The 19,199-nt window shown below is 73.5% G+C and carries 15 protein-coding genes; 9 read left to right on the top strand and 6 right to left on the bottom strand.

Features of this window, described 5'->3' with window-relative positions:
- Positions 1 to 51: 51 nt before the first annotated feature.
- Positions 52 to 744 (bottom strand): tyrosine-protein phosphatase, encoded by a 693-nt coding sequence (locus ACFPFQ_RS40040; RefSeq protein WP_379628473.1) that lies wholly within the window; start codon positions 742 to 744, stop codon positions 52 to 54.
- A gap of 230 nt (positions 745 to 974) precedes the next feature.
- Between ACFPFQ_RS40040 and ACFPFQ_RS40035 the strand changes: the two genes are divergently transcribed.
- Complete coding sequence (locus ACFPFQ_RS40035; protein WP_379628472.1) at positions 975 to 2,768, top strand: DEAD/DEAH box helicase; 1,794 nt, start codon at positions 975 to 977, stop codon at positions 2,766 to 2,768.
- 118 nt (positions 2,769 to 2,886) lie between these two features.
- Here the strand turns inward: ACFPFQ_RS40035 and ACFPFQ_RS40030 are convergent, their stop codons facing one another.
- On the bottom strand, positions 2,887 to 3,921 hold the full coding sequence (locus ACFPFQ_RS40030) for a M48 family metallopeptidase (protein WP_379628471.1): 1,035 nt from the start codon (positions 3,919 to 3,921) through the stop codon (positions 2,887 to 2,889).
- Positions 3,922 to 4,008: 87 nt separating this feature from the next.
- Between ACFPFQ_RS40030 and ACFPFQ_RS40025 the strand changes: the two genes are divergently transcribed.
- The 3 genes from ACFPFQ_RS40025 to ACFPFQ_RS40015 are packed head-to-tail and all read left to right on the top strand — an operon-like array spanning position 4,009 to position 7,555.
- Positions 4,009 to 5,349 carry an MFS transporter gene (locus tag ACFPFQ_RS40025; RefSeq protein WP_379628470.1) on the top strand — a complete coding sequence of 447 codons (1,341 nt, stop codon included), beginning with the start codon at positions 4,009 to 4,011 and terminating at the stop codon, positions 5,347 to 5,349.
- The gene (ilvD, locus tag ACFPFQ_RS40020) at positions 5,346 to 7,031 is read left to right on the top strand and encodes a dihydroxy-acid dehydratase (protein ID WP_379628469.1); all 1,686 of its coding nucleotides are present in this window, start codon (positions 5,346 to 5,348) and stop codon (positions 7,029 to 7,031) included. Before ACFPFQ_RS40025 ends, ilvD begins: the two co-directional genes overlap by 4 nt.
- A gap of 23 nt (positions 7,032 to 7,054) precedes the next feature.
- Positions 7,055 to 7,555, top strand: coding sequence for a hypothetical protein (locus ACFPFQ_RS40015; RefSeq protein ID WP_379628468.1), 501 nt, complete (start codon positions 7,055 to 7,057; stop codon positions 7,553 to 7,555).
- A 445-nt stretch (positions 7,556 to 8,000) separates the two neighbouring features.
- Here ACFPFQ_RS40015 and ACFPFQ_RS40010 read toward each other — a convergent pair whose 3' ends face one another.
- Together ACFPFQ_RS40010 and ACFPFQ_RS40005 are read right to left on the bottom strand one after the other, a co-directional pair.
- Positions 8,001 to 8,705, bottom strand: coding sequence for a DsbA family oxidoreductase (locus tag ACFPFQ_RS40010; protein WP_379628467.1), 705 nt, complete (start codon positions 8,703 to 8,705; stop codon positions 8,001 to 8,003).
- 8 nt (positions 8,706 to 8,713) lie between these two features.
- On the bottom strand, positions 8,714 to 10,090 hold the full coding sequence (locus ACFPFQ_RS40005; RefSeq protein ID WP_379628466.1) for a PLP-dependent cysteine synthase family protein: 1,377 nt from the start codon (positions 10,088 to 10,090) through the stop codon (positions 8,714 to 8,716).
- Positions 10,091 to 10,143: 53 nt separating this feature from the next.
- On the opposite strand from ACFPFQ_RS40005, the gene ACFPFQ_RS40000 reads away from it, so the two are divergent.
- Complete coding sequence (locus tag ACFPFQ_RS40000) at positions 10,144 to 10,713, top strand: class I SAM-dependent methyltransferase (RefSeq protein WP_379628465.1); 570 nt, start codon at positions 10,144 to 10,146, stop codon at positions 10,711 to 10,713.
- Between the two features lie 330 nt (positions 10,714 to 11,043).
- On the opposite strand, the gene ACFPFQ_RS39995 is transcribed toward ACFPFQ_RS40000, so the two are convergent.
- Positions 11,044 to 11,853 (bottom strand): shikimate dehydrogenase, encoded by an 810-nt coding sequence (locus tag ACFPFQ_RS39995; RefSeq protein WP_379628464.1) that lies wholly within the window; start codon positions 11,851 to 11,853, stop codon positions 11,044 to 11,046.
- Between the two features lie 42 nt (positions 11,854 to 11,895).
- On the opposite strand from ACFPFQ_RS39995, the gene ACFPFQ_RS39990 reads away from it, so the two are divergent.
- Complete coding sequence (locus tag ACFPFQ_RS39990) at positions 11,896 to 15,069, top strand: acetyl-CoA carboxylase family protein (protein WP_379628463.1); 3,174 nt, start codon at positions 11,896 to 11,898, stop codon at positions 15,067 to 15,069.
- A gap of 37 nt (positions 15,070 to 15,106) precedes the next feature.
- Positions 15,107 to 15,691 carry a hypothetical protein gene (locus ACFPFQ_RS39985; RefSeq protein WP_379628462.1) on the top strand — a complete coding sequence of 195 codons (585 nt, stop codon included), beginning with the start codon at positions 15,107 to 15,109 and terminating at the stop codon, positions 15,689 to 15,691.
- 9 nt (positions 15,692 to 15,700) lie between these two features.
- Here the strand turns inward: ACFPFQ_RS39985 and ACFPFQ_RS39980 are convergent, their stop codons facing one another.
- On the bottom strand, positions 15,701 to 16,567 hold the full coding sequence (locus ACFPFQ_RS39980) for an SGNH/GDSL hydrolase family protein (RefSeq protein WP_379628461.1): 867 nt from the start codon (positions 16,565 to 16,567) through the stop codon (positions 15,701 to 15,703).
- A gap of 136 nt (positions 16,568 to 16,703) precedes the next feature.
- Here ACFPFQ_RS39980 and ACFPFQ_RS39975 point away from each other — a divergent pair, with 136 nt between their 5' ends.
- Positions 16,704 to 17,933, top strand: coding sequence for a PucR family transcriptional regulator (locus ACFPFQ_RS39975; protein WP_379628460.1), 1,230 nt, complete (start codon positions 16,704 to 16,706; stop codon positions 17,931 to 17,933).
- 90 nt (positions 17,934 to 18,023) lie between these two features.
- Positions 18,024 to 18,761 carry an SDR family NAD(P)-dependent oxidoreductase gene (locus tag ACFPFQ_RS39970; RefSeq protein WP_379628459.1) on the top strand — a complete coding sequence of 246 codons (738 nt, stop codon included), beginning with the start codon at positions 18,024 to 18,026 and terminating at the stop codon, positions 18,759 to 18,761.
- Positions 18,762 to 19,199 lie beyond the last annotated feature (438 nt).

The raw sequence follows: 19,199 nt of genomic DNA, 5'->3' as shown, positions 1-19,199 counted from the left end.
CGGCGCCGAGCCCCAGATCGGATTGCCTTCCTGCAATGGGCGAGCCGTGGGTCACGCCACCAGCCGGTCGGTGAGCCGGCGCAGGTCCGCGGTGGACACCCCGCGGCTCGCCAGCCATCCAGCGAGCCCGCCGGGTGCGCCCTCGACCTCGGCCAGCACCGCCTCGATCGCCTCGCGCTGCACGCCGGCCATGCCGGGGTTGTGCGGTGGCCCGACACCCGCCGTGCGGAGCGTGTTCCACAGCCGCGGCAGGTCGTCGCCGGTGCGCAGGTAGTCGGCGAGCACGTCGTCGTGGCGCACCCCGGCCGCGCGCAGCAGCAGCGCGACGACGATGCCCGTGCGGTCCTTGCCGACCGTGCAGTGCACCAGCACCGGGCCGGGTGCGTCGGCGACGATCCGCACGATCCGGGCGATCTCGTCGCCGACCGACGGGAGCAGGTGCAGGAGGATCCAGGTGAGGTCGGGGTCCGTCGCCCGGCTCGTGCCCGGAGCCGCGGCCGGGATGCCGACGATCGCCGTGTGCACCACCGTGTCCGCGCCGGCCAGCGGGTGGCGGCTGTGCCGCTCGAAGGGCAGCCGGAGGTCGATGACGGCAGCAGGCGGCCACACCGGCAACAGGTCGGGCTGCCCGGCGTAGTGCGGGAGCTCGCTGCGGTAGAGCACGCCGCTGCGGACGGTGCGCCCATCGTCGGAGCGCAGGCCGCCCACGTCGCGCAGGTTCGCCGGGGGAGGTGCGGAGGTCACCGGATCAGCATGATCGGTGCAGGTGAACGGGGGGAGCCCGGTGTGCCGGCCGTCTCAATATGATCCCCGGTGTGCACGTGAGCACCGTCACCTGGGAGTATATGAGTCGGGTGATGCGTTGAACCGTCACCAGAGACCGCACCGGCCAGGCAGATTTCGTGCAGAGGGCCCGCGGGCTCGCCGTGGGAGCACGCATCCGTGCTCTCGCTTGCTGCGACGAAAGACTGACTGTGACGCTCCCGTCCGGGACCTCGAACGACCTCGACCTGACCACCGACCAGATCACCTTCGCCGACCTCCCGCTGCGTGCCGAGCTGCTCGCCGTGGTGGAGGAGCTCGGCTACACCCACCCCAGCCCGATCCAGGCGGAGTCCATCGGCCCGCTGGTCGACGGCCGCGACCTGCTCGGGCAGGCCGCCACGGGCACCGGCAAGACCGCGGCTTTCGCACTGCCGATCCTGCAGCGCCTCGCGGAGCAGCGCACCACGCGCAACCGCGGCGACGCACCGTTCGCGCTGGTACTCGCCCCCACCCGCGAGCTCGCGCTCCAGGTGTCGGAGGCGGTCACCCGCTACGGCCGCGGCGTCAACGCCCGCGTGCTCACCGTCTACGGCGGCGCGCCCGTCGGTCCGCAGCTCAAGTCGCTGTACCAGGGCGTCGACGTCGTCGTGGCCACCCCGGGCCGCGCCATCGACCTGATGAACCGCGGCGCGCTGCGGATGACCGAGCTCGAGACCGTCGTGCTCGACGAGGCCGACGAGATGCTCGACATGGGCTTCGTCGAGGACATCGAGACGCTGCTCGACGCCACGCCCGACACCCGCCAGGCGGTGCTGTTCAGCGCCACCATGCCGCGGCGCATCGAGCTGCTGGCGCAGAAGTACCTGCGTGAGCCGGTCACGATCCGCATCCGCCGCGAGGCCGTGCCCGACGGCGAGGCCCCCAAGGTCCGCCAGACCGCCTACATCGTGCCCCGCACCCACACCACCGCCGCGCTGGGTCGCGTGCTGGAGGCCGAGCGGCCCAAGGCCGCCATCGTCTTCTGCCGCACCCGCCTCGACGTCGACGCCGTCACCGAGACGCTCACCGGCCGCGGCCTGCGCGCCGAGGCGCTGCACGGCGGCATGGACCAGGAACACCGCACGCGCGTGGTCGAGCGGCTGCGCAGCGGGCGCACCGAGCTGCTCGTCGCCACCGACGTCGCGGCCCGCGGCCTGGACATCGACCTGCTGACGCACGTGGTCAACCACGACGTCCCGCAGTCGTCGGAGGCCTACGTCCACCGCATCGGTCGTGTCGGCCGGGCCGGGCGCGAGGGTGTGGCCATCACGCTGGTGCCGCCGTCGAAGGTGCACGCCCTGCGTGCCGTCGAGCGGCTCACCGGGCAGTCCATCGCGTTCGCGCCGGTGCCCACGGCCGCCGACCTGCGGGCAGCGCGCCTGCAGCGCACGGCCGTCGCGCTGCGCGAGACGCTCGAGGCCGAGCAGCTCGCCGGTGAGACCGTCGCGGACGGGGTCCGCGACATGCTCGTGGAGCTCGCCACCGACTTCGGCGCCGTCGACGTCGCGGCCGCTGCCATCCGGCTCATGCAGGAGGCCGCGGGTGCGCCCGATGACAGCGAGGACATCCCCGTCGTCGCCGCGGGTCGTGCCACGGGGTCGTTCCGCGACCGCGAGGGCCGCAGCAGCGAGGGCCGGGGCGAGAGCCGCGGCCGTGGCGGCGCCGCAGGCATCCGGCCGCCGAAGGCCGGCAGCGTCCGGCTGTTCGTCAACGCCGGCCGCGCGAGCGGTGTGCGTCCCCAGGACATCGTGGGTGCGCTGGCCAACGAGTCCAACCTCACCGGCCGCGACATCGGCGCCATCCAGATCCACGAGCGCCACGCGCTGGTGGAGATCCCCGAGCACGTCGCCGATGACGTGCTGCGCAGCCTGCGCGGCACCACCACGCTGAAGGGCCGCCGCGCCAACGTGCGCCGCGACCGCGGGCTGGTCGCTGCGGCACCCGCTCGGAGCCGCCGGGACTGACCGTCCCCTCGGTAACGCATTGCAGGAAGGCCACCTTGCCGCAAGATTCTTGCGGCAAGGTGGCCTTCCTGGTCTCTGCAGTTGGCTCGGTGGCGGGCTGCAACCGGCGGAGCCGGCGTCAGTCCTTCGCCTCCCCGCTGAGCTTCCCCCACACCTTCCCGGCCGCACCGGACACCGCCGAACCCACCTCGCTGAGGACCTTCGCCAGGGGGTCGGCCGAGCCGGCCACCGTGTCGCGGTAGGACCGCGCCGCCGACCGCACGTCGTCGAGCAGCGTGGAGGTCGGCGCCTCGGCACCGCGGCGCGGGTAGTCGCCCGCCAGGATCGCCCGGTACTCCGACGACGCCGCCCACCGCTGCAGCTGCGCCGCGCGCACCACCGCGAACGGGTGGCTCATCCCCTCGGAGCTCATGATCTTGAGCAGGCTGTCGCGCACGTCGTCGACCTCCTCGTACTCCCGCGCCTGCTGCAGGAACGTCGGGATGTCGATCTCGTCGGTGCTGGTGCCGCCCGCCATGTACAGCTGCGCGCGCAGCACGGCCGCCGGGTCCTGGCTGCACAGCAGCCCGGCGCGGTCGCTCGTCAGCTCGGCCTTGCGGAACCACTCCATCAGCGCGGCCACCACCGCGCGCAGCCCGAGCGCCCCGATCGGCACCCAGCTCACCGACGACTGCAGCGTCAGCAGCCGGATCAGCAGCGTGCGCATCGCGGCGTGCTCGGACAGGACATGGCCCACCTCGTGGCCGATCGCGAAGCGCAGCCCCTCGGTGTCGAGCGCCTCGACGAGCCCGGTCGTCAGCACGATGAACGGCCGCTCGATGCCGATCGTGTAGGCGTTGGCGACCGGGTGGCGCGACACGAACATGTCGGGCGCCGTGGGCAGGTCCAGCGTCTCGACGCAGTCATCGCGCAGCCGGTGCAACGTCGGATACTGCTTGGGCCCGACCCGGATCGACGACGCCAGCGCGTCGAGCCGCTCGGCCCGCTCGCTCCACATCCCGGCCACCGTCTTGAGGACCGACGCGCCACCGGGCACGGCTCGCAGCGCCGCCAGCGCGCCGCGGTCGGCCGGGTGCTCGTAGGCGCGCGGGCTGATCCCCGGGAACCGCACCCGGTTCGACGGCATCGGCACCAGCGCGCGGCTGTCATCCATGACCCGAGGTTGCCACAGCGGACGCCCCCCTTGTTCCGCGCCCGCTGAGCGGCTAGGAAGTGGACCTTGAGCGCTCGAGGGGGAGCCATGGCTGCAGAGACCGAGGACCGACTCGTCAGAGGTGCCGTCCGGAGCGGGATGTGGCGGCTGATCCCGCTACTGGGGTTGTGCTACCTGCTCAACTACGTGGACCGGGTCAACGTCGGGTTCGCGTCGCTGAAGATGAACCCGGACCTCGGCCTGTCGGCTGCCGCGTACGGCCTGGGCGCCGGGCTGTTCTTCATCGGCTACTTCGTCTTCGAGGTCCCGAGCAACGTCATCCTGCACAAGGTCGGAGCCCGCATCTGGATCGCCCGCATCATGATCACCTGGGGGATCGTGGCGTCGGCCACGGCGTTCGTCGCCGGGGAGATCAGCTTCTACATCGTGCGGTTCGTGCTCGGCGTGGCCGAGGCGGGCTTCTTCCCCGGCATCATCCTGTACCTGACCTACTGGTTCCCCCGGGCGCAGCGGGCCAAGGTCGTCGCGCTGTTCTTCCTGGCCGTGCCGCTGTCCACGGTGTTCGGCGCACCGATCTCCACGCTGCTGATCCAGAACGGCGACGGCCTGCTCGGCTTCGCGGCGGGCTGGCGGTTCATGTTCTTCGTCGAGGGCATCCCGGCGCTGCTCGTCGGCGTGCTGGTGCTGTTCCTGCTGCCCGACCGGCCCACGAAGGCGCGCTGGCTCGCCCGGGACGCCGCGGTGGCGCTGGAGGAGCGCATCGCGGCCGAGGACAGCGCCCAGGTGGCGAAGGAGCCGACGCTGCGTGCCGCGCTGGCCGACCGCCGCGTCGTCGCGCTGTCGATCGTCTACTTCGGCGTGGTGTTCGGCCTCTACGTGCTCGCGTTCTTCCTGCCGCAGGTGATCTCGGACCTGCAGAGGCAGTTCGGCGTGACGTTCTCGCTGTTCGACATCGGGCTGATCACCGCGGCGCCCTACGTCGTGGCGTCGATCGTGATGGTGCTCAACGCGCGTCACTCCGACCGGACGGGGGAGCGGCGGCTGCACGTCGCGATCCCGGCGTTCGTGGGGGCGGTCGGGGTGGCCGTGGCGCTGTTCCTGAACTCCCCGTTCCTCATCATCGCGGCCGTCACGGTCTGCGCCTGCGGGGTGTTCGCCGCCATCCCGGTGATCTGGCAACTGCCCAGCACGTTCCTCACCGGCGTCGCCGCGGCCGGTGGCATCGCCCTGATCAACAGCTTCGGCAACCTCAGCGGCTTCGTCGGTCCGTACGTCACCGGCTGGCTGCAGGACCTCACGGGCAACAACAAGGCCGGCATGTTCGTCGTCGCCGGGTTCATGGTGCTCTCGGGTGTGGTCGTGTTGCTGCTCCGCCGCGGCGTCGCGGCGCGAGAGGGTGGACCCAACACCACGACAGGAGCTCCATGAGCGACACCGAGCACGACCTCAAGCCCCGTTCCCGCGACGTCACCGACGGGCTGGAGCGCACCGCCGCGCGCGGCATGCTCCGGGCCGTCGGCATGCGCGACGAGGACTTCCACAAGCCGCAGATCGGCATCGCGTCGAGCTGGAACGAGATCACGCCCTGCAACCTCTCGCTGCAGCGGCTCGGTCTCGCGGCGAAGGAGGGGGTGCACCGCGCGGGCGGGTTCCCGATGGAGTTCGGCACCATCTCGGTGTCGGACGGCATCTCGATGGGCCACGTCGGCATGCACTACTCGCTGGTCAGCCGCGAGATCATCGCCGACTCCGTCGAGACGGTGGTGCAGGCCGAGCGGCTCGACGGCACGGTGCTGCTCGCCGGCTGCGACAAGAGCCTGCCCGGCATGCTGATGGCGGCGGCCCGGCTGGACCTGGCCGCGGTGTTCCTCTACGCGGGCTCGATCCTGCCCGGCTACGTGGGGGAGAAGGAGGTCACGATCGCCGACGCGTTCGAGGCCGTCGGCGCGTGTGCGCGCGGGCTGATCACCCGCGAGGAGGTCGACGCCATCGAGCGCGCCATCTGCCCCGGTGAGGGTGCCTGCGGCGGCATGTACACCGCCAACACGATGGCCAGCGCGGCCGAGGCGCTCGGCATGGCGATGCCCGGGTCGGCCAGCCCGCCCGCCGTCGACCGGCGCCGCGACGGCATCGCCCGCGCGTCCGGCGAGGCCGTGATCGGCATGATCCGCCGGGGCATCACGGCCCGGCAGATCCTCACCCGCGAGGCGTTCGAGAACGCGATCGCGGTGGTCATGGCGTTCGGCGGCTCGACGAACGCGGTGCTGCACCTGCTCGCCATCGCGTGGGAGGCGGGGGTGCCGCTGGAGCTCGACGACTTCAACCGGATCGGCGACCGCGTGCCGCACCTGGCCGACGTCAAGCCGTTCGGGGCGCACGTCATGTCGACCGTCGACAAGGTCGGCGGCGTGCCCGTCGTCATGAAGGCGCTGCTCGACGCCGGGCTGCTGCACGGTGACGCGCTCACCGTCACCGGGCTGACGGTGGCGGAGAACCTCGCCGCGATCGACCCGCCGCACCTGGACGGGGAGATCCTGCGCGCACTGGACAACCCGATCCACCCCACCGGCGGGCTCACGATCCTGCGCGGCTCGCTCGCTCCCGACGGCGCGGTCGTCAAGAGCGCCGGCTTCGACTCGGCCACGTTCGAGGGCACCGCCCGGGTCTTCGACGGCGAGCAGGGCGCGATGGACGCCGTGTCCGACGGCACGCTGCAGGCCGGGGACGTCGTGGTGATCCGCTACGAGGGCCCCAAGGGCGGCCCGGGCATGCGCGAGATGCTCGCCGTCACCGGGGCGATCAAGGGCGCGGGTCTCGGCAAGGACGTGCTGCTGCTCACCGACGGCCGGTTCTCCGGCGCCACCACCGGGCTGTGCGTCGGGCACGTCGCACCCGAGGCCGTGGACGGCGGGCCCATCGCGTTCGTGCGCGACGGCGACCGGATCCGGCTGGACATGGACGCCCGGACGCTCGACGTGCTCGTCGACGCCGCAGAGCTGGAGCGACGCCGCGAGGGCTGGGAGCCCAGGGAGCCGGCGCTGCGCACCGGGGTGCTGGGCAAGTACCGCAAGCTCGTCGGCTCGGCGGCGCAGGGGGCCGTCTGCTCCTAGCGGGTGCCGCCTATCCTCGCGGGATGGCCACGAGAAGCGATCAGCACAACGTCGAGGAGATGGCGGCGCAGCTGGCCGACCGCCTCATCTCGGCCGTGGCGGAGACGCTCGCGCAGCGCTCGCCGGAGCCGGGCCGGGAGCGGGTGAGCGCCACGCTGGCGATCGGCCGGGCCGCCGAGCCCGAGGGCGACGGGCGCACCACCCGGCTGATGGTCACGCTCATCCTCATCCGCTGGCTGAGTGTGGCCAGGGCGAAGCTCGACGACGAGCCGGATCGCGTCGAGCGCGCGCTGGGCTGGGTCGAGGAGGCGCTGGGCAAGCGGTACCGGGCCCGGGCGCGCTACACCGCGCCGGTGCTGCAGAGCGAGGAGGGCGCCACCGAGATCCTGCAGTACCGCGATGCGCTCGGTGACGACTTCCTGCCCTCGCTCGTGTGGCTGCTCGCCGGGGTCGTCGCGGCGGACGCCGAGGGTGACGTCGGGTGGCTGGCCGCGCTCGTCGGAGTGGACTACGACGCCTCCTGAACCCCGGTGTGGCCGGTCACTCCCGGCCACCAGCGACCTCGCACACCGTTTCCCGTCTTCGCACGGGTTGGATCGTGTGCGAGGACTGGTGACGGTGTGCGAAGTCGGCATGGTCTGCAGGCGGCCTGCCGCGGCAGGTGTCCCTCCCGCGTGCTGGACCGCCGGGGCCTACGCGTTCGACGCGTTCGACGCCGTGTACCGCGACGTGCCCGTGGGCGACGCTGCTGCAGCAGAACACCCTGGCGCCGTGCGCCTCCCGGTGCCGCTGCTGGTGGCGCATGGCGACGCCGACACCCTGGTCAAACCCGCTCTGAACTGGCAGTTCGCCGACCACGAGTGCGCCATCGGCACCGCCGTGACGCGACTGCCGATCCCGGGTGCCGGGCACGGCGAGGTGGCACTCCGCGCGTTGCCGACGCTCCTGCCGTGGTTCGCGGCGTGCCCGTCAGACCGCGCAGCTCCCGTCGGCGCACGCGTCGCCGTCGGCGCCCGCGGGGGTGAGCACCGACACCGGGTGGGCGTCGGCCCAGGCCGTGGTGAGCACCTCCAGCAGCGCCTCCGGCGGCTGGGCCCCGGACACGCCGTACTTCTGGTCGATCACGTAGAACGGGACGCCGCTGATGCCGTACGCCCTGGCCTGGTGCTCGTCGGCGCGCACCTCGTCGCCGTAGCGCAGCCCGGCGAGCACCGAGCGTGCCTCGTCGGCGTCCAGGCCGGCCTCCGCGCCGATGCGCACCAGCGTCTCGGGGTCGCCGATGCGCTCACCCTCCACGAGGTAGGCGCTGAACAGGCGCTCCTTCACCGCGTCCTGCACGCCGCGCTCGGCGGCCAGGTGCAGCAGCCGGTGCGCGTCGAAGGTGTTGCCGCTCTTCGCGTGCTCGAAGTGGAAGTCCCAGCCGTCGGCCGCGGCGGTCTGCGTCATCTGGGCGTGCATCTGCTCGGCCCGCTCGGTGGTGATGCCGTACTTGGCCGCGAGGTGCTCGCCGAGGTCCTCGGTGCGCTCCTGCGGGGCGTCCGGGTCGAGCTCGAAGCTGCGGTAGCGCACCTGCACGTCGTCGCGGTGCGCGAACTGCGCCAGCGCCTTCTCGAACCGTCGCTTGCCGATCGCGCACCACGGGCACACGACATCGGACCAGATCTCCACCTGCATGTGTGGGTTCAACCCGTCGTCTCGTGCCGTTGTTCCAACACGGCGCGGGGCACCAGTGCGACGGCACGCCCGTCGATGAGCAGGAGCACCGGTCCCTTGCCGCCGTCGATGCGCGCCGTGGCGGCCGCGGCGTTCTCACCGTGCCCGACCGCGGCCGGGGCGCTGCCGGCATGGCGGGTGACGCTGTCGGCGGCCCGTTCGGGATCGGCCGCGACCAGTGCGCGCAGCTCGGCGGGATCGACGCTGCCGATGACCTCCGGCGCCGATCGGGTCGGGGCGTCCGACGTCCGGGGGACGACCACGGCGACCGGTCCGGACCCATGGCGGGCCAGCACGGCCGCGACGGTGTCGGTGGCAGGCACCACGGCCAGGCCCCGCTGCGGCACGACGTCGCGGACGAACGGGCCCTCGGTGGCGTCGAGGAAGCCCATGCCGGTCATCCAGCGGTCGTCGAAGTACTTCGACAGGTAGTTGCGACCCGAGTCCGGCAGCACCGCGACCACGACGTGCTCGGGCCCCAGCCCGGCGGCCACGCGCAGCGCGCCGGCCACCGCCGTGCCGGCCGAGCCGCCGACCAGCAGGCCCTCCTCGGCGGCGAGCCGGCGGGCGACCCGCAGCGACTCGCCGTCGGGGATGCGCTCGAAGCGGTCGACGATCGCCCGGTCGTAGGCGGTGGGCCAGGTGTCCTCGACGGTGTCGGGGTGCAGGTAGTGGCCGACGCTCTCCACGAAGTACGGGCTGCCGTCGCCGCCCGCGTACACCGACGCCTCGGGGTCGGTGCCCACCACCGTCACGCCGTGGCGCTTGAGGAACCGGCCGGTGCCGCTGATCGTGCCGCCGGTGCCGATGCCGGCGACGAGGTGCGTGACCCGCCCACCGGTCTGCTCCCAGATCTCCGGGCCGGTGGTGAGCTCGTGGATGCGCGGGTTGGCCGGGTTGTCGTACTGGTTGGCGTACCAGCCGCCGTCGGTCTCCTCGGCGATGCGCCGGGCGAGGTTGTTGACGTGCTCGGGGTGCTCGCGCGGCAGCTTGCCCTCCGTGGCGACGACTCGCGCGCCGTAGGCCTGCAGGAGCGCGACCTTCTCGTGGGCGATCGTGTTGGGCACGACGACGACCGCCGTGTAGCCGCACTGGGCAGCCACCATGGCCAGCCCGACCCCGGTGTTGCCCGAAGAGCCCTCGACGATCGTGCCGCCGGGCTGCAGCTCACCCAGCTCCTCGGCCGCCCGCACCATCGCCAGCGCCGCGCGGTCCTTCACGCTCCCGCCGGGGTTGGCGAACTCGACCTTCACCCACACCTGCGCGGTCAGCCCGGCGGTCACCCGGCGCAGGCGGATCAGGGGAGTGGCGCCGACGGCGTCGAGGACGGACTCGAAGACGTTCACAAGTCGATCGTGCCTCACCGTCTCCGGCTTCGCTGCATCCGTAGCCTGGCGCGATGGGCACACTTCCCGAGGACTGGTCGCAGTGGCGTGCGGACGTCGACCTCGATCGCTACGACGAGCGCTGGAAGCAGCTCGCGGCGGCGGGGGAGAACCCGCACGGCGAGGTCGACCTCGTGATGACGTTCGCGCCGCGCAGCGTGCTCGACGGTGGCTGCGGCACCGGGCGGGTCGGGATCGAGCTGGCCCGCCGGGGCGTCACGGTGCTGGGGGTGGACGCCGACGCCGACATGATCGCCGCGGCCCGGGCCAAGGCCCCGGAGCTGGAGTGGGTGTGCGCGGATCTGGCCGACCTGGACCACCCCGACCGCTTCGACGTCGTGGTGCTCGCCGGCAACGTGGTGCCCTACGCGAGCCGCCGCGCCGAGATGGTCGCGGCGTGCGCACGGCACCTGGCCCCGTCCGGGGTGCTGGTGACGGGGTTCCAGCTGCAGGCCGGCTGGCCGACGCTCGCCGACTACGACGGCTGGTGCGCCGGGCTCGCGCTGGAGGCGCGGTACGCGACCTGGGACCGGTCGCCCTACGCGGGTGGGGACTACGCGGTGTCGGTGCATCGGGCGGGGTGAGGGTGGTGGGTCCCGCTCCCAATGGCCCCGCGAAGGTGGCCCTGCCAGCGGAGACCTAGCGAGAGCCGCCGGGCGAGTGATCAACGCCCACAGGTTCCGGTTCGATCATGAGCCAGTGCGCGCTCGGCCACCGGCACGAAGATCAACGCCCACTGGCTCATGGTCACCACCGAACCAGTAGGCGTTGATCACCCAACCGCACCCACGGCCCACGCCGGGCCCTGCTGTGCGCCTCGGCGAGCACGCCGGTGGTTGCGCAGGCCATGAAAGACCTTCCTGCAATGGCCCCGCGAAGGTGGCCTTCCTGCAACCCGAGCGCCTGCCGCCCCCTCACGCCCGCGCCGCCACCGCAGCATCCAGGGCCGCCCGCATCGCCGCCACCGGCCCGGGCCGTCCGGTCATCAGCTCCACCTGCGCCGCGGCCTGGTGCAGCAGCATCTCCAGCCCGCTCACCACCCGCGCGCCGGCCGCCGCGGCGGTGGCGGCGAAGGGTGTGGGCCACGGCGCGTAGACGACGTCGAGCAGCACCGCTGCCGCCCCGATGCCCGTCAGCGCGTCGGGGGCGCCGGCGGGCAGCGTCGAGATCACCACGTCGGCGCCGGTCAGGGCGGTCGCGGCGCGGGCGGGGTCGACCAGCGCATCGCTGATCTGCGGTGTCACCCCGAGTCGCTCGGCGGCGTCGCGCAGCTCGCCGGTGCGCCCCAGGCTCCGCACGAGGACCGTGACGTCGTCGATCCCCAGCTCCCGCAACGCGGCCAGGGCCGCCTGCGCGGTGCCGCCCGCTCCCAGCACGACGGCGCGACCGCGCGCTCCCCGCAGCGCCGCGATGATCCCGGCGACGTCGGTGTTCTCGGCCCGCCGCCGCCCCCTGGTGAGCACGAGCGTGTTGGCGGCGCCGGTGGCGGCAGCGAGCGGCGCGACCTCCTCGGCCACCTCCAACGCGACGCGCTTGAGCGGCATCGTCAGCGACAGGCCCGCCCAGTCGGAGCCGAGGCCGTCGACGAAGGCCGGGAGCCCGGCCTCGTCGCACTCGTGGCGGTCGTAGGTCCAGTCGTCGAGGCCCAACGCCCGGTAGGCGGCCGTGTGGAGCACCGGGGAGAGCGAATGGGCGACCGGGGAACCGAGGACGGCGGCGTGCATCACGCGAGTATGTCCGCCGCCCGTGGGGCAGTATCCGTAGGCATGCCGGTCTCCCGAGTACTCGTGGCCAACCGCGGCGAGATCGCCCTGCGCATCGCCGATGCGGCCGCCGAGCAGCGGGTCGAAGCCGTCCGGGTGCGCGCCGCCGACGAGCCCGGCGACGCCGAGCCGCTCCCGGGTCGCGGTCCCACCGCCTACCTCGACGGGGCCGCGCTGATCGCCGTGGCCCGCCGCACCGGCTGCGACGCCGTGCATCCCGGCTACGGCTTCCTCTCCGAGAGCGCGACGTTCGCCACGGCCTGCCTCGATGCGGGCCTGGTCTGGGTCGGGCCGACACCCGAGCTGCTGGCCCTGTTCGGCGACAAGGCCGCGGCCCGCGCGCACGCGATGCGCTGCGACGTCCCCGTGCCGGCCGGCACCGACGGCGCCGTCGACGTGGAGGGCGCCCTGAAGTTCGCGGCGACCACGGGCGGGCCGGTGCTGATCAAGGCGGTGGCCGGCGGCGGTGGGCGTGGGATGCGGGTCGTCGGACGGGGAGACGACCTCGCCGCGGCGTTCGAGCGCTGCCGTTCCGAGGCCGTCGCGGCGTTCGGCGACGGCACGCTCTACGTCGAGGAGCTGCGCACCGGGGCCCGGCACATCGAGGTGCAGCTGGCCGGCGACGGGTCGCGGGTGGTCGCGCTCGGCGACCGGGACTGCAGCGTGCAGCGGCGCCACCAGAAGCTCGTGGAGATCGCGCCCGCCGCGCTCGCCGACGGGGCCCGTTCGGCGCTGCACGCCGCGGCGGTGCGGCTGACCGCCGGGCTGCGGGGTGTCGCGACCGCCGAGTTCCTGGTGGACGCGGCGGGCTTCGTGTTCCTCGAGGTCAACCCGCGCATCCAGGTGGAGCACACGGTCACCGAGGAGGTGACCGGTCTCGACCTCGTGGCGCTGCAGCTGCGGCTGGCCGGGGGTGCCCCGCTCGACGTCGCCCCGGTGCCGCCGCGTGGCACGTCGATCCAGCTGCGGGTCAACGCCGAGACGCTCGCCGCCGACGGCTCGCTGCGACCGGGCGCGGGCACGCTGGAGCGCTTCGCCCCGCCGACCGGGCGCGGGGTGCGGGTGGACACGGCCGCCGCGGTCGGTGCGGTGGTCGACCCGCGCTTCGACTCGCTGCTGGCCAAGCTGATCATCACCGGCGCCGACCGGGCCGCGACGATCGCGCACGCCGTCCGGGCGCTCGCGGGGTTCGACGTGGCCGGGGTGGCGACGAACCGGGACCTGCTGGCGGCGATCCTCGCGCACCCGACCTTCACGGCGGGGGAGGCGACGACCACGTTCGTGGACGAGCATCGTGAGGCCCTGCTGGGTGCCTCGCCCGGATCGCAGGATGGTGGCCATCCAAGCGTTGGATCGCAGGATGGCCACCATCCTGCGATCCCGGAGGGCGCCGTCGCCGTCCGCGCCCCGCTCGCGGGCGTCGTGGTCGCCGTCGGCTCCGAGCCCGGTGTGGTCGCCGTCGGCTCCGAGCCCGGTGTGGTCGCCGTGCTGGAGTCCATGAAGATGGAGCACCCCGTCACCGGGGCCGGCCGCGTGCTCCAGCTGCGCGTCGCCGTCGGCGACGTCGTGGCCGAGGGGGACGTGCTGGCGGTGCTCGAGCCGGGTACCGAGGCCGACGCCGCGGCCGCCGCGGACGTCGACCTCGGCCACATCCGCCCCGACCTCGCCGAGGTGCTGGACCGCCGCGCGGGCACGCGCGACGCCGCCCGCCCCGACGCCGTGGCGCGCCGCCGCCGCACCGGGCAGCGCACGGCACGGGAGAACATCGACGACCTGTGCGACCCGGGCACGTTCACCGAGTTCGGCGCGCTGCTCATCGCCGGGCAGCGCCGTCGCCGCAGCGTCGAGGACCTCATCGCCCGCACCCCGGCCGACGGGCTGGTCGGCGGTATCGGCGCGATCGACGGCCGCCGCTGCGTCGTCGCGTCCTACGACTACACGGTGCTCGCGGGTACGCAGGGCATGCAGAACCACCGCAAGACCGACCGGCTCATCGAGCTCGCCCACCGGCAGAAGCTGCCGTTCGTGCTGTTCGCCGAGGGTGGTGGCGGGCGCCCAGGCGACACCGACCACTCCACGATCTCCGGGCTGGAGCTGACGACGTTCGCCGGCTTCGCGCGGCTGTCGGGCACCGTGCCGGTGGTCGCGATCGTCTCGGGCTACTGCTTCGCGGGCAACGCCGCGCTGGCGGGCTGCGCCGACGTGATCATCGCGACGGAGGGTTCGAGCCTCGGCATGGGCGGCCCCGCGATGATCGAGGGTGGCGGGCTGGGGGTCTTCCCGCCCGGCGAGGTCGGCCCGATGGACGTCCAGTCCCGCAACGGCGTGGTCGACGTGCTGGTGCCCGACGAGGCTGCGGCGGTCGCCGCCGCGAAGCGCTACCTCGGGCTCGTGACCGGCACCCCCGGCGACGGCGCGTGCGCCGACCAGCGCGCGCTGCGCCACCTGGTACCGGAGAACCGGCTGCGCGCCTACGACGTCGCCACGGTGATCGAGACGCTCGCCGACTCCGGGAGCGTGTTGGAGCTGCGCCCGGCATTCGGCGTCGGGATCCGGACGGTGCTGGCGCGGATCTCCGGGCGGGCCGTCGGGATCATGGCCAACGACCCGCGCCACCTCGGCGGTGCGATCGACGCCGACGCCGCCGACAAGGCCGCCCGGTTCGTGCAGCTCTGCGACGCCCACGGCCTCGGGATCGTCTCGCTGTGCGACACCCCCGGCTTCATGGTCGGCCCGGCCTCGGAGCGCACCGCGACGGTCCGGCACTTCTCGCGGCTGTTCGTGGCCGCCGCCAACGCCGCGGTGCCGCTGGTCTGTGTCGTGCTGCGCAAGGGCTACGGGCTGGGCGCGATGGCGATGGCCGGTGGCGGCTTCACCGAACCGGTGATCACCGTGGCCTGGCCGACCGGGGAGTTCGGCGGCATGGGGCTGGAGGGTGCGGTCCGGCTCGGCTACCGCGCCGAGCTGGACGCGCTTCCCGATGACAGTGCCCGCGAACGGCACTACCGTGAACTGGTGGCGCAGCTCTACGAGCGGGGCAAGGCGCTGAGCACGGCCACGGTGATGGAGATCGACGACGTCATCGACCCGGCCGGGACCAGACAGGTGATCGACGCCGCGCTGAGCGCGGCCGCGGTGGTGCCGGCAGGCCGGCGGCCGTTCATCGACACCTGGTGATTGCAGCCACCAGCACCTCCGGAAAGGATCCCGCACCGTGCTGATCGTCTACAGCTTCACCGGCGTCGCCGTGAGCGTGCGGCGATGGTTCGAGGTGTCCCCCGAGGCTGTGATGGAGCATGGCGCCCGCATCGAGCTCGCCCTGCTGGCACCGCAGCCGCACCGCGGAACCGAGTCCGCGGCGCAGCAGACCGTGGTCGATCAGCCGTTCTGGCGTGCAGACCTGTTCAACCGCCTCGACCGGCCCAGCGACTCCTTCTCGGCCGCTCACTTCCACCCGCGGTTCGACGGCGTGGAGCCCTCCGACCGCGTGTGGTCCGCCGCGCTCACGGCCGACCCGTGGACGTGGCTCACACAGCAGTTGGAGAACGTCGAGAAGCTGCTCATCGGCGCCGGGCTCGATCCGCGCATCGCCGAGGCCGATGCCGACGACCTCCGCGCGTTCGCGCCCCGGATCGTGACCTCGGCCCAGCAGTTCAGCCCCGAGCACCCGCTGTCGCGCGACGAGGACTTCCGCCTCACCCGCGACGCTTCCGAACGCGTCCGCCGCATGCTCGCCCTCATCCCGGACCCGACGCCCGCCGTGCTCGACCACCTGCGGCCCTGGCTCGAGCGGGCCTGATCGCCTCTCTCAGTCCCGTCCCGACGACGATCCCGCCGCGGCTGCCACCACCGCACCCGCGTGCTGCATGCCGGTCCCGTTCGGGTGGTAGGGCGCCGCGGCCGCTGTCGGCACCAGGCCCTCCATCCACCGCTGCCCGACGGGCGCGCAGACGCCGTGGTCGGCGCTCGGCGTCCGGATGTCGGCGTAGCCGGCGTCGTGGGCCGCGGCCTGGTTCGCGAGCATCGTCATCAGCCGGTCGAACGTGGCCTGCAGGTAGTCGGCGTCGCGGCCCCAGATCGGGTCGGCAGGCCAGCAGCCCCCGGGCTTCCAGTAGGTGCCGTAGCCGACGACGACGACCCGGGCGTGCGGTGCGCGCCGGTGGATCTCGACGAGCGCCGCGCCGATCCTCGGCGCCAGCGCGTCGATCTTCGCCGCGAGCGGATCGGTGCCACCGGCGGTCAGCCGGGCCTTGCACGAGATGCCTGCAGGCTCGGGCAGCGGGTTGGCGCAGGTGGGCACGACGACGCCGAGGTCGAGGTCGTTGGCCCCGATGGCGATCGTGACGAGGTCGGCGTCGGTGGTCACGGCGTCGTACTGCGGCGCGACGATCCCGAACTGCCGCCCGGGCAGGTCAGCGACCTTGGCCCCGGAGCAGGTCACATCCTTGATCGTCGCCCCGAGCGCCGCCGCGACGACCCGCGGCCAGTTGTGGTCGGACCGCAGGCAGGCCACGTCGTTCTGCAGCGGGATGAGCGGTCCGGCCGCCGACGAGTCGCCCAGTGCGACGTAGACGGGCCCGCCGGCGGTCGCGGACGCCACGCCCGGCACGGCGAGAGACAGCGCCAGCGCTGCACCCACGCCCGCGGCGATCAGGCGATTCCTGCGGTGCGTCATTGCATCCTCCGGCTACCGGCGAGTAGGTGATGGATGACATGATGGAGCACGTGCCCCGGACGGTGTCCTGGGAGTACTCCCACAATCCGCGGGATCGGTTGTGACAGAGCACAAGTTGACCATTGGTGGACAGCCGGTGGACCGGCTCCTGGTCCGGGATCGCGCCGTGCTCGTGCGCTCCCTGATCGCGGCGCTGCCTGTCACGGTGCCTGCCTACGGCCAGTTGCCCGCCGAGGAGCTCACCGGCGACATCGCCCGCGCCATCGAGACCGGCCTCGCCCTGTTCGTCGACGCGCTGCGGGCCGGTCGCCTGCCCGGCCCCGAGCAGCTGGCGGCGCTGCGCGACTCCGCGGCGCGCCGGGCGGAGGAGGGCGTGCCCGTCGAGGCGGTGCTCACGGCCTACCACGTGGGCGTGCAGGCGGTCTGGAGCCACGTCGCGGCGCTGGCCACCGCCGCCGACCACGCCGACCTCATGGCCTGCAGCCGCCTCATGCTGGGCTTCCTGCAGCAGGTGACCACGGCCGTGGCGGGCGGCTACCTCGAGGAACGCCAGATCATGTTCGGCGACGAGCACGCCGTCCGGCACGCCCTGCTGATGGCGCTGCTCGACGGCGAGCCCGCCGAGGAGGCGGCGCAGCGCGCCCGGTTCCGGCTCCCGCGCGCCTACCTCGTGCTCGACGTCGCGATCGGGCCGCATCCCGACGAGACCGCGCCGGGTGTCGACGCGACGGTGGCGCAGCGCCGCAAGCTGCGGCGGGTGCGCACCGAGCTCGACCGGCATGCCCGCGAGCCCGTGCTCACCGCGCTGTCGGCGACCGGGGGCACCGTGCTCGTCCCGGCCGACGTGGCGTCCGACGCCCTGACCGACCAGCACTGGCAGCGCCTCGCCGCGGTCGTCGAGGCGATGGCACGTGCGGCGGGCGCCGACGTCACGGTCGGAGCCGTCGCCGCCGAACCCACCGGGGTGGCTGCCGCCGCGGCGCTCGCCGGCGAGGTACGCGCCGTCGCCGTCGCGTTCGGCCGGGGCCCCGGGCTGTGGCGGCTCGACGACGTGCTGCTGGAGTACCAGCTCAGCCGGCCGACCGCGGCGTCCGCCCGCCTGGCCGCGCTGCTCGCGCCGCTGGACGACCAGCCGGACCTCCTGGCCACCCTCGCGGCCTACCTGCGGACCGGGCAGAACCGCCGCCAGACGGCCACCGCGCTGCACGTGCACCCCAACACGGTCGACTACCGGCTGCGCCGCGTCGCGGCGATCACCGGGCTGGACCCGACGCGAGCCGCCGACGTCACGCGGATCGAGGTGGGGCTGGCGGCGCGGGCGATGGGGGCGGCGGCCTCGCGGACGTCAGGAAGGACGCCCTCCTGACGTTGGACGTCAGCAGGGACGCCCTTCCTGACGTCGCGGCACGAGGGGGTGGCGCGCTCTACCCCCACCACCCATGCCACGCTCCCCGCCGTGACACGCACAGTGGTGATCTTCGGCGGCCGCAGCGAGATCGGGGTGGCGGTGGCGCAGCGCCTCGCCCCCGGGGCGACGGTCGTGCTGGCCGCCCGCCGCAGCACCGACCTGGACGCCGAGGAGAAGTCGCTCCGCGATGCCGGTGCGGCGGCCGTCGACCGCGTCGAGTTCGACGCCGACGACCTCGCCTCGCACGCCGCGGTCCTGCAGGACCTCGTCGACCGCCACGGCCGCCTCGACGTCGCCGTCATCGCCTTCGGGCTGCTCGGCGACCAGGCCAGGGCCGAGGCCGAGCCGGAGCACGCCGTGCAGATCGTGCACACCGACTACGTCGCGCACGTCGCGCTGCTCACCCGGCTGGCCACGATCCTGCGCGGTCAGGGCGGCGGTGACCTGGTCGTCTACTCCTCGGTCGCGGGTGCGCGGGTCCGGCGCGCCAACTACGTCTACGGCTCGGCGAAGGCCGGCCTCGACGGCTTCGCCAGCGGCCTCGCCGACGCCCTGCACGGCTCCGGGGTGCGGCTGCTGCTGGTGCGCCCGGGGTTCGTGATCGGGCGCATGACCGAGGGCATGGCGCCCGCGCCGTTCTCGTCCACCCCCGAGCAGGTTGCCGACGCGACCGTGCGCGCGCTCGCGGCTGGCCGCGGCGTGGTCTGGGTGCCCGCGGTGCTGCAGCCGATCTTCGCGGTGCTCGGCCACGCTCCGCGCAGGCTGTGGCGCCGGATGCCGCGCTGAGTGCGCCATTCCCGCGGTGGATTGTCCTATGGGCTACGCGCCGGCAGAGGCGCTGCCAGCAGGGTATCGGCGCACGCGTCGATTCTCTCGTTGCCGTGCAGAAGTCGACGACGTCGCAGCCGAAGAACTGCGCGAGTCCGACGATCTCGGCGGGTACGGCCGCAGGGGAGCGGTCGCCGGGACGGTTCCGACACCCACGCTGCCGCCGCCCGCATGGTTCACGACGGTCAAGAACGCCGCAGCCACGCCACCCGCGCCGATGAGAAGCCCGACGAGACCTGCCAGACATATCGGCCACCACGCCACCCGCCGGGCGTCCGGACGTGCGCCGGTGGGCGACCCCGCTGGTTCGGCCTGAAGTGTTTCGGGTCGTGGCTCAAGCGGGGTGTTCGTGATCATCTGCGCCATCCTGGCTGTCGAGGGGAGACTGCCCCCTGC

The organism is Pseudonocardia sp. GCM10023141, from assembly GCF_042653605.1.
This window is presented reverse-complemented; position numbering and strand designations above follow the sequence as displayed.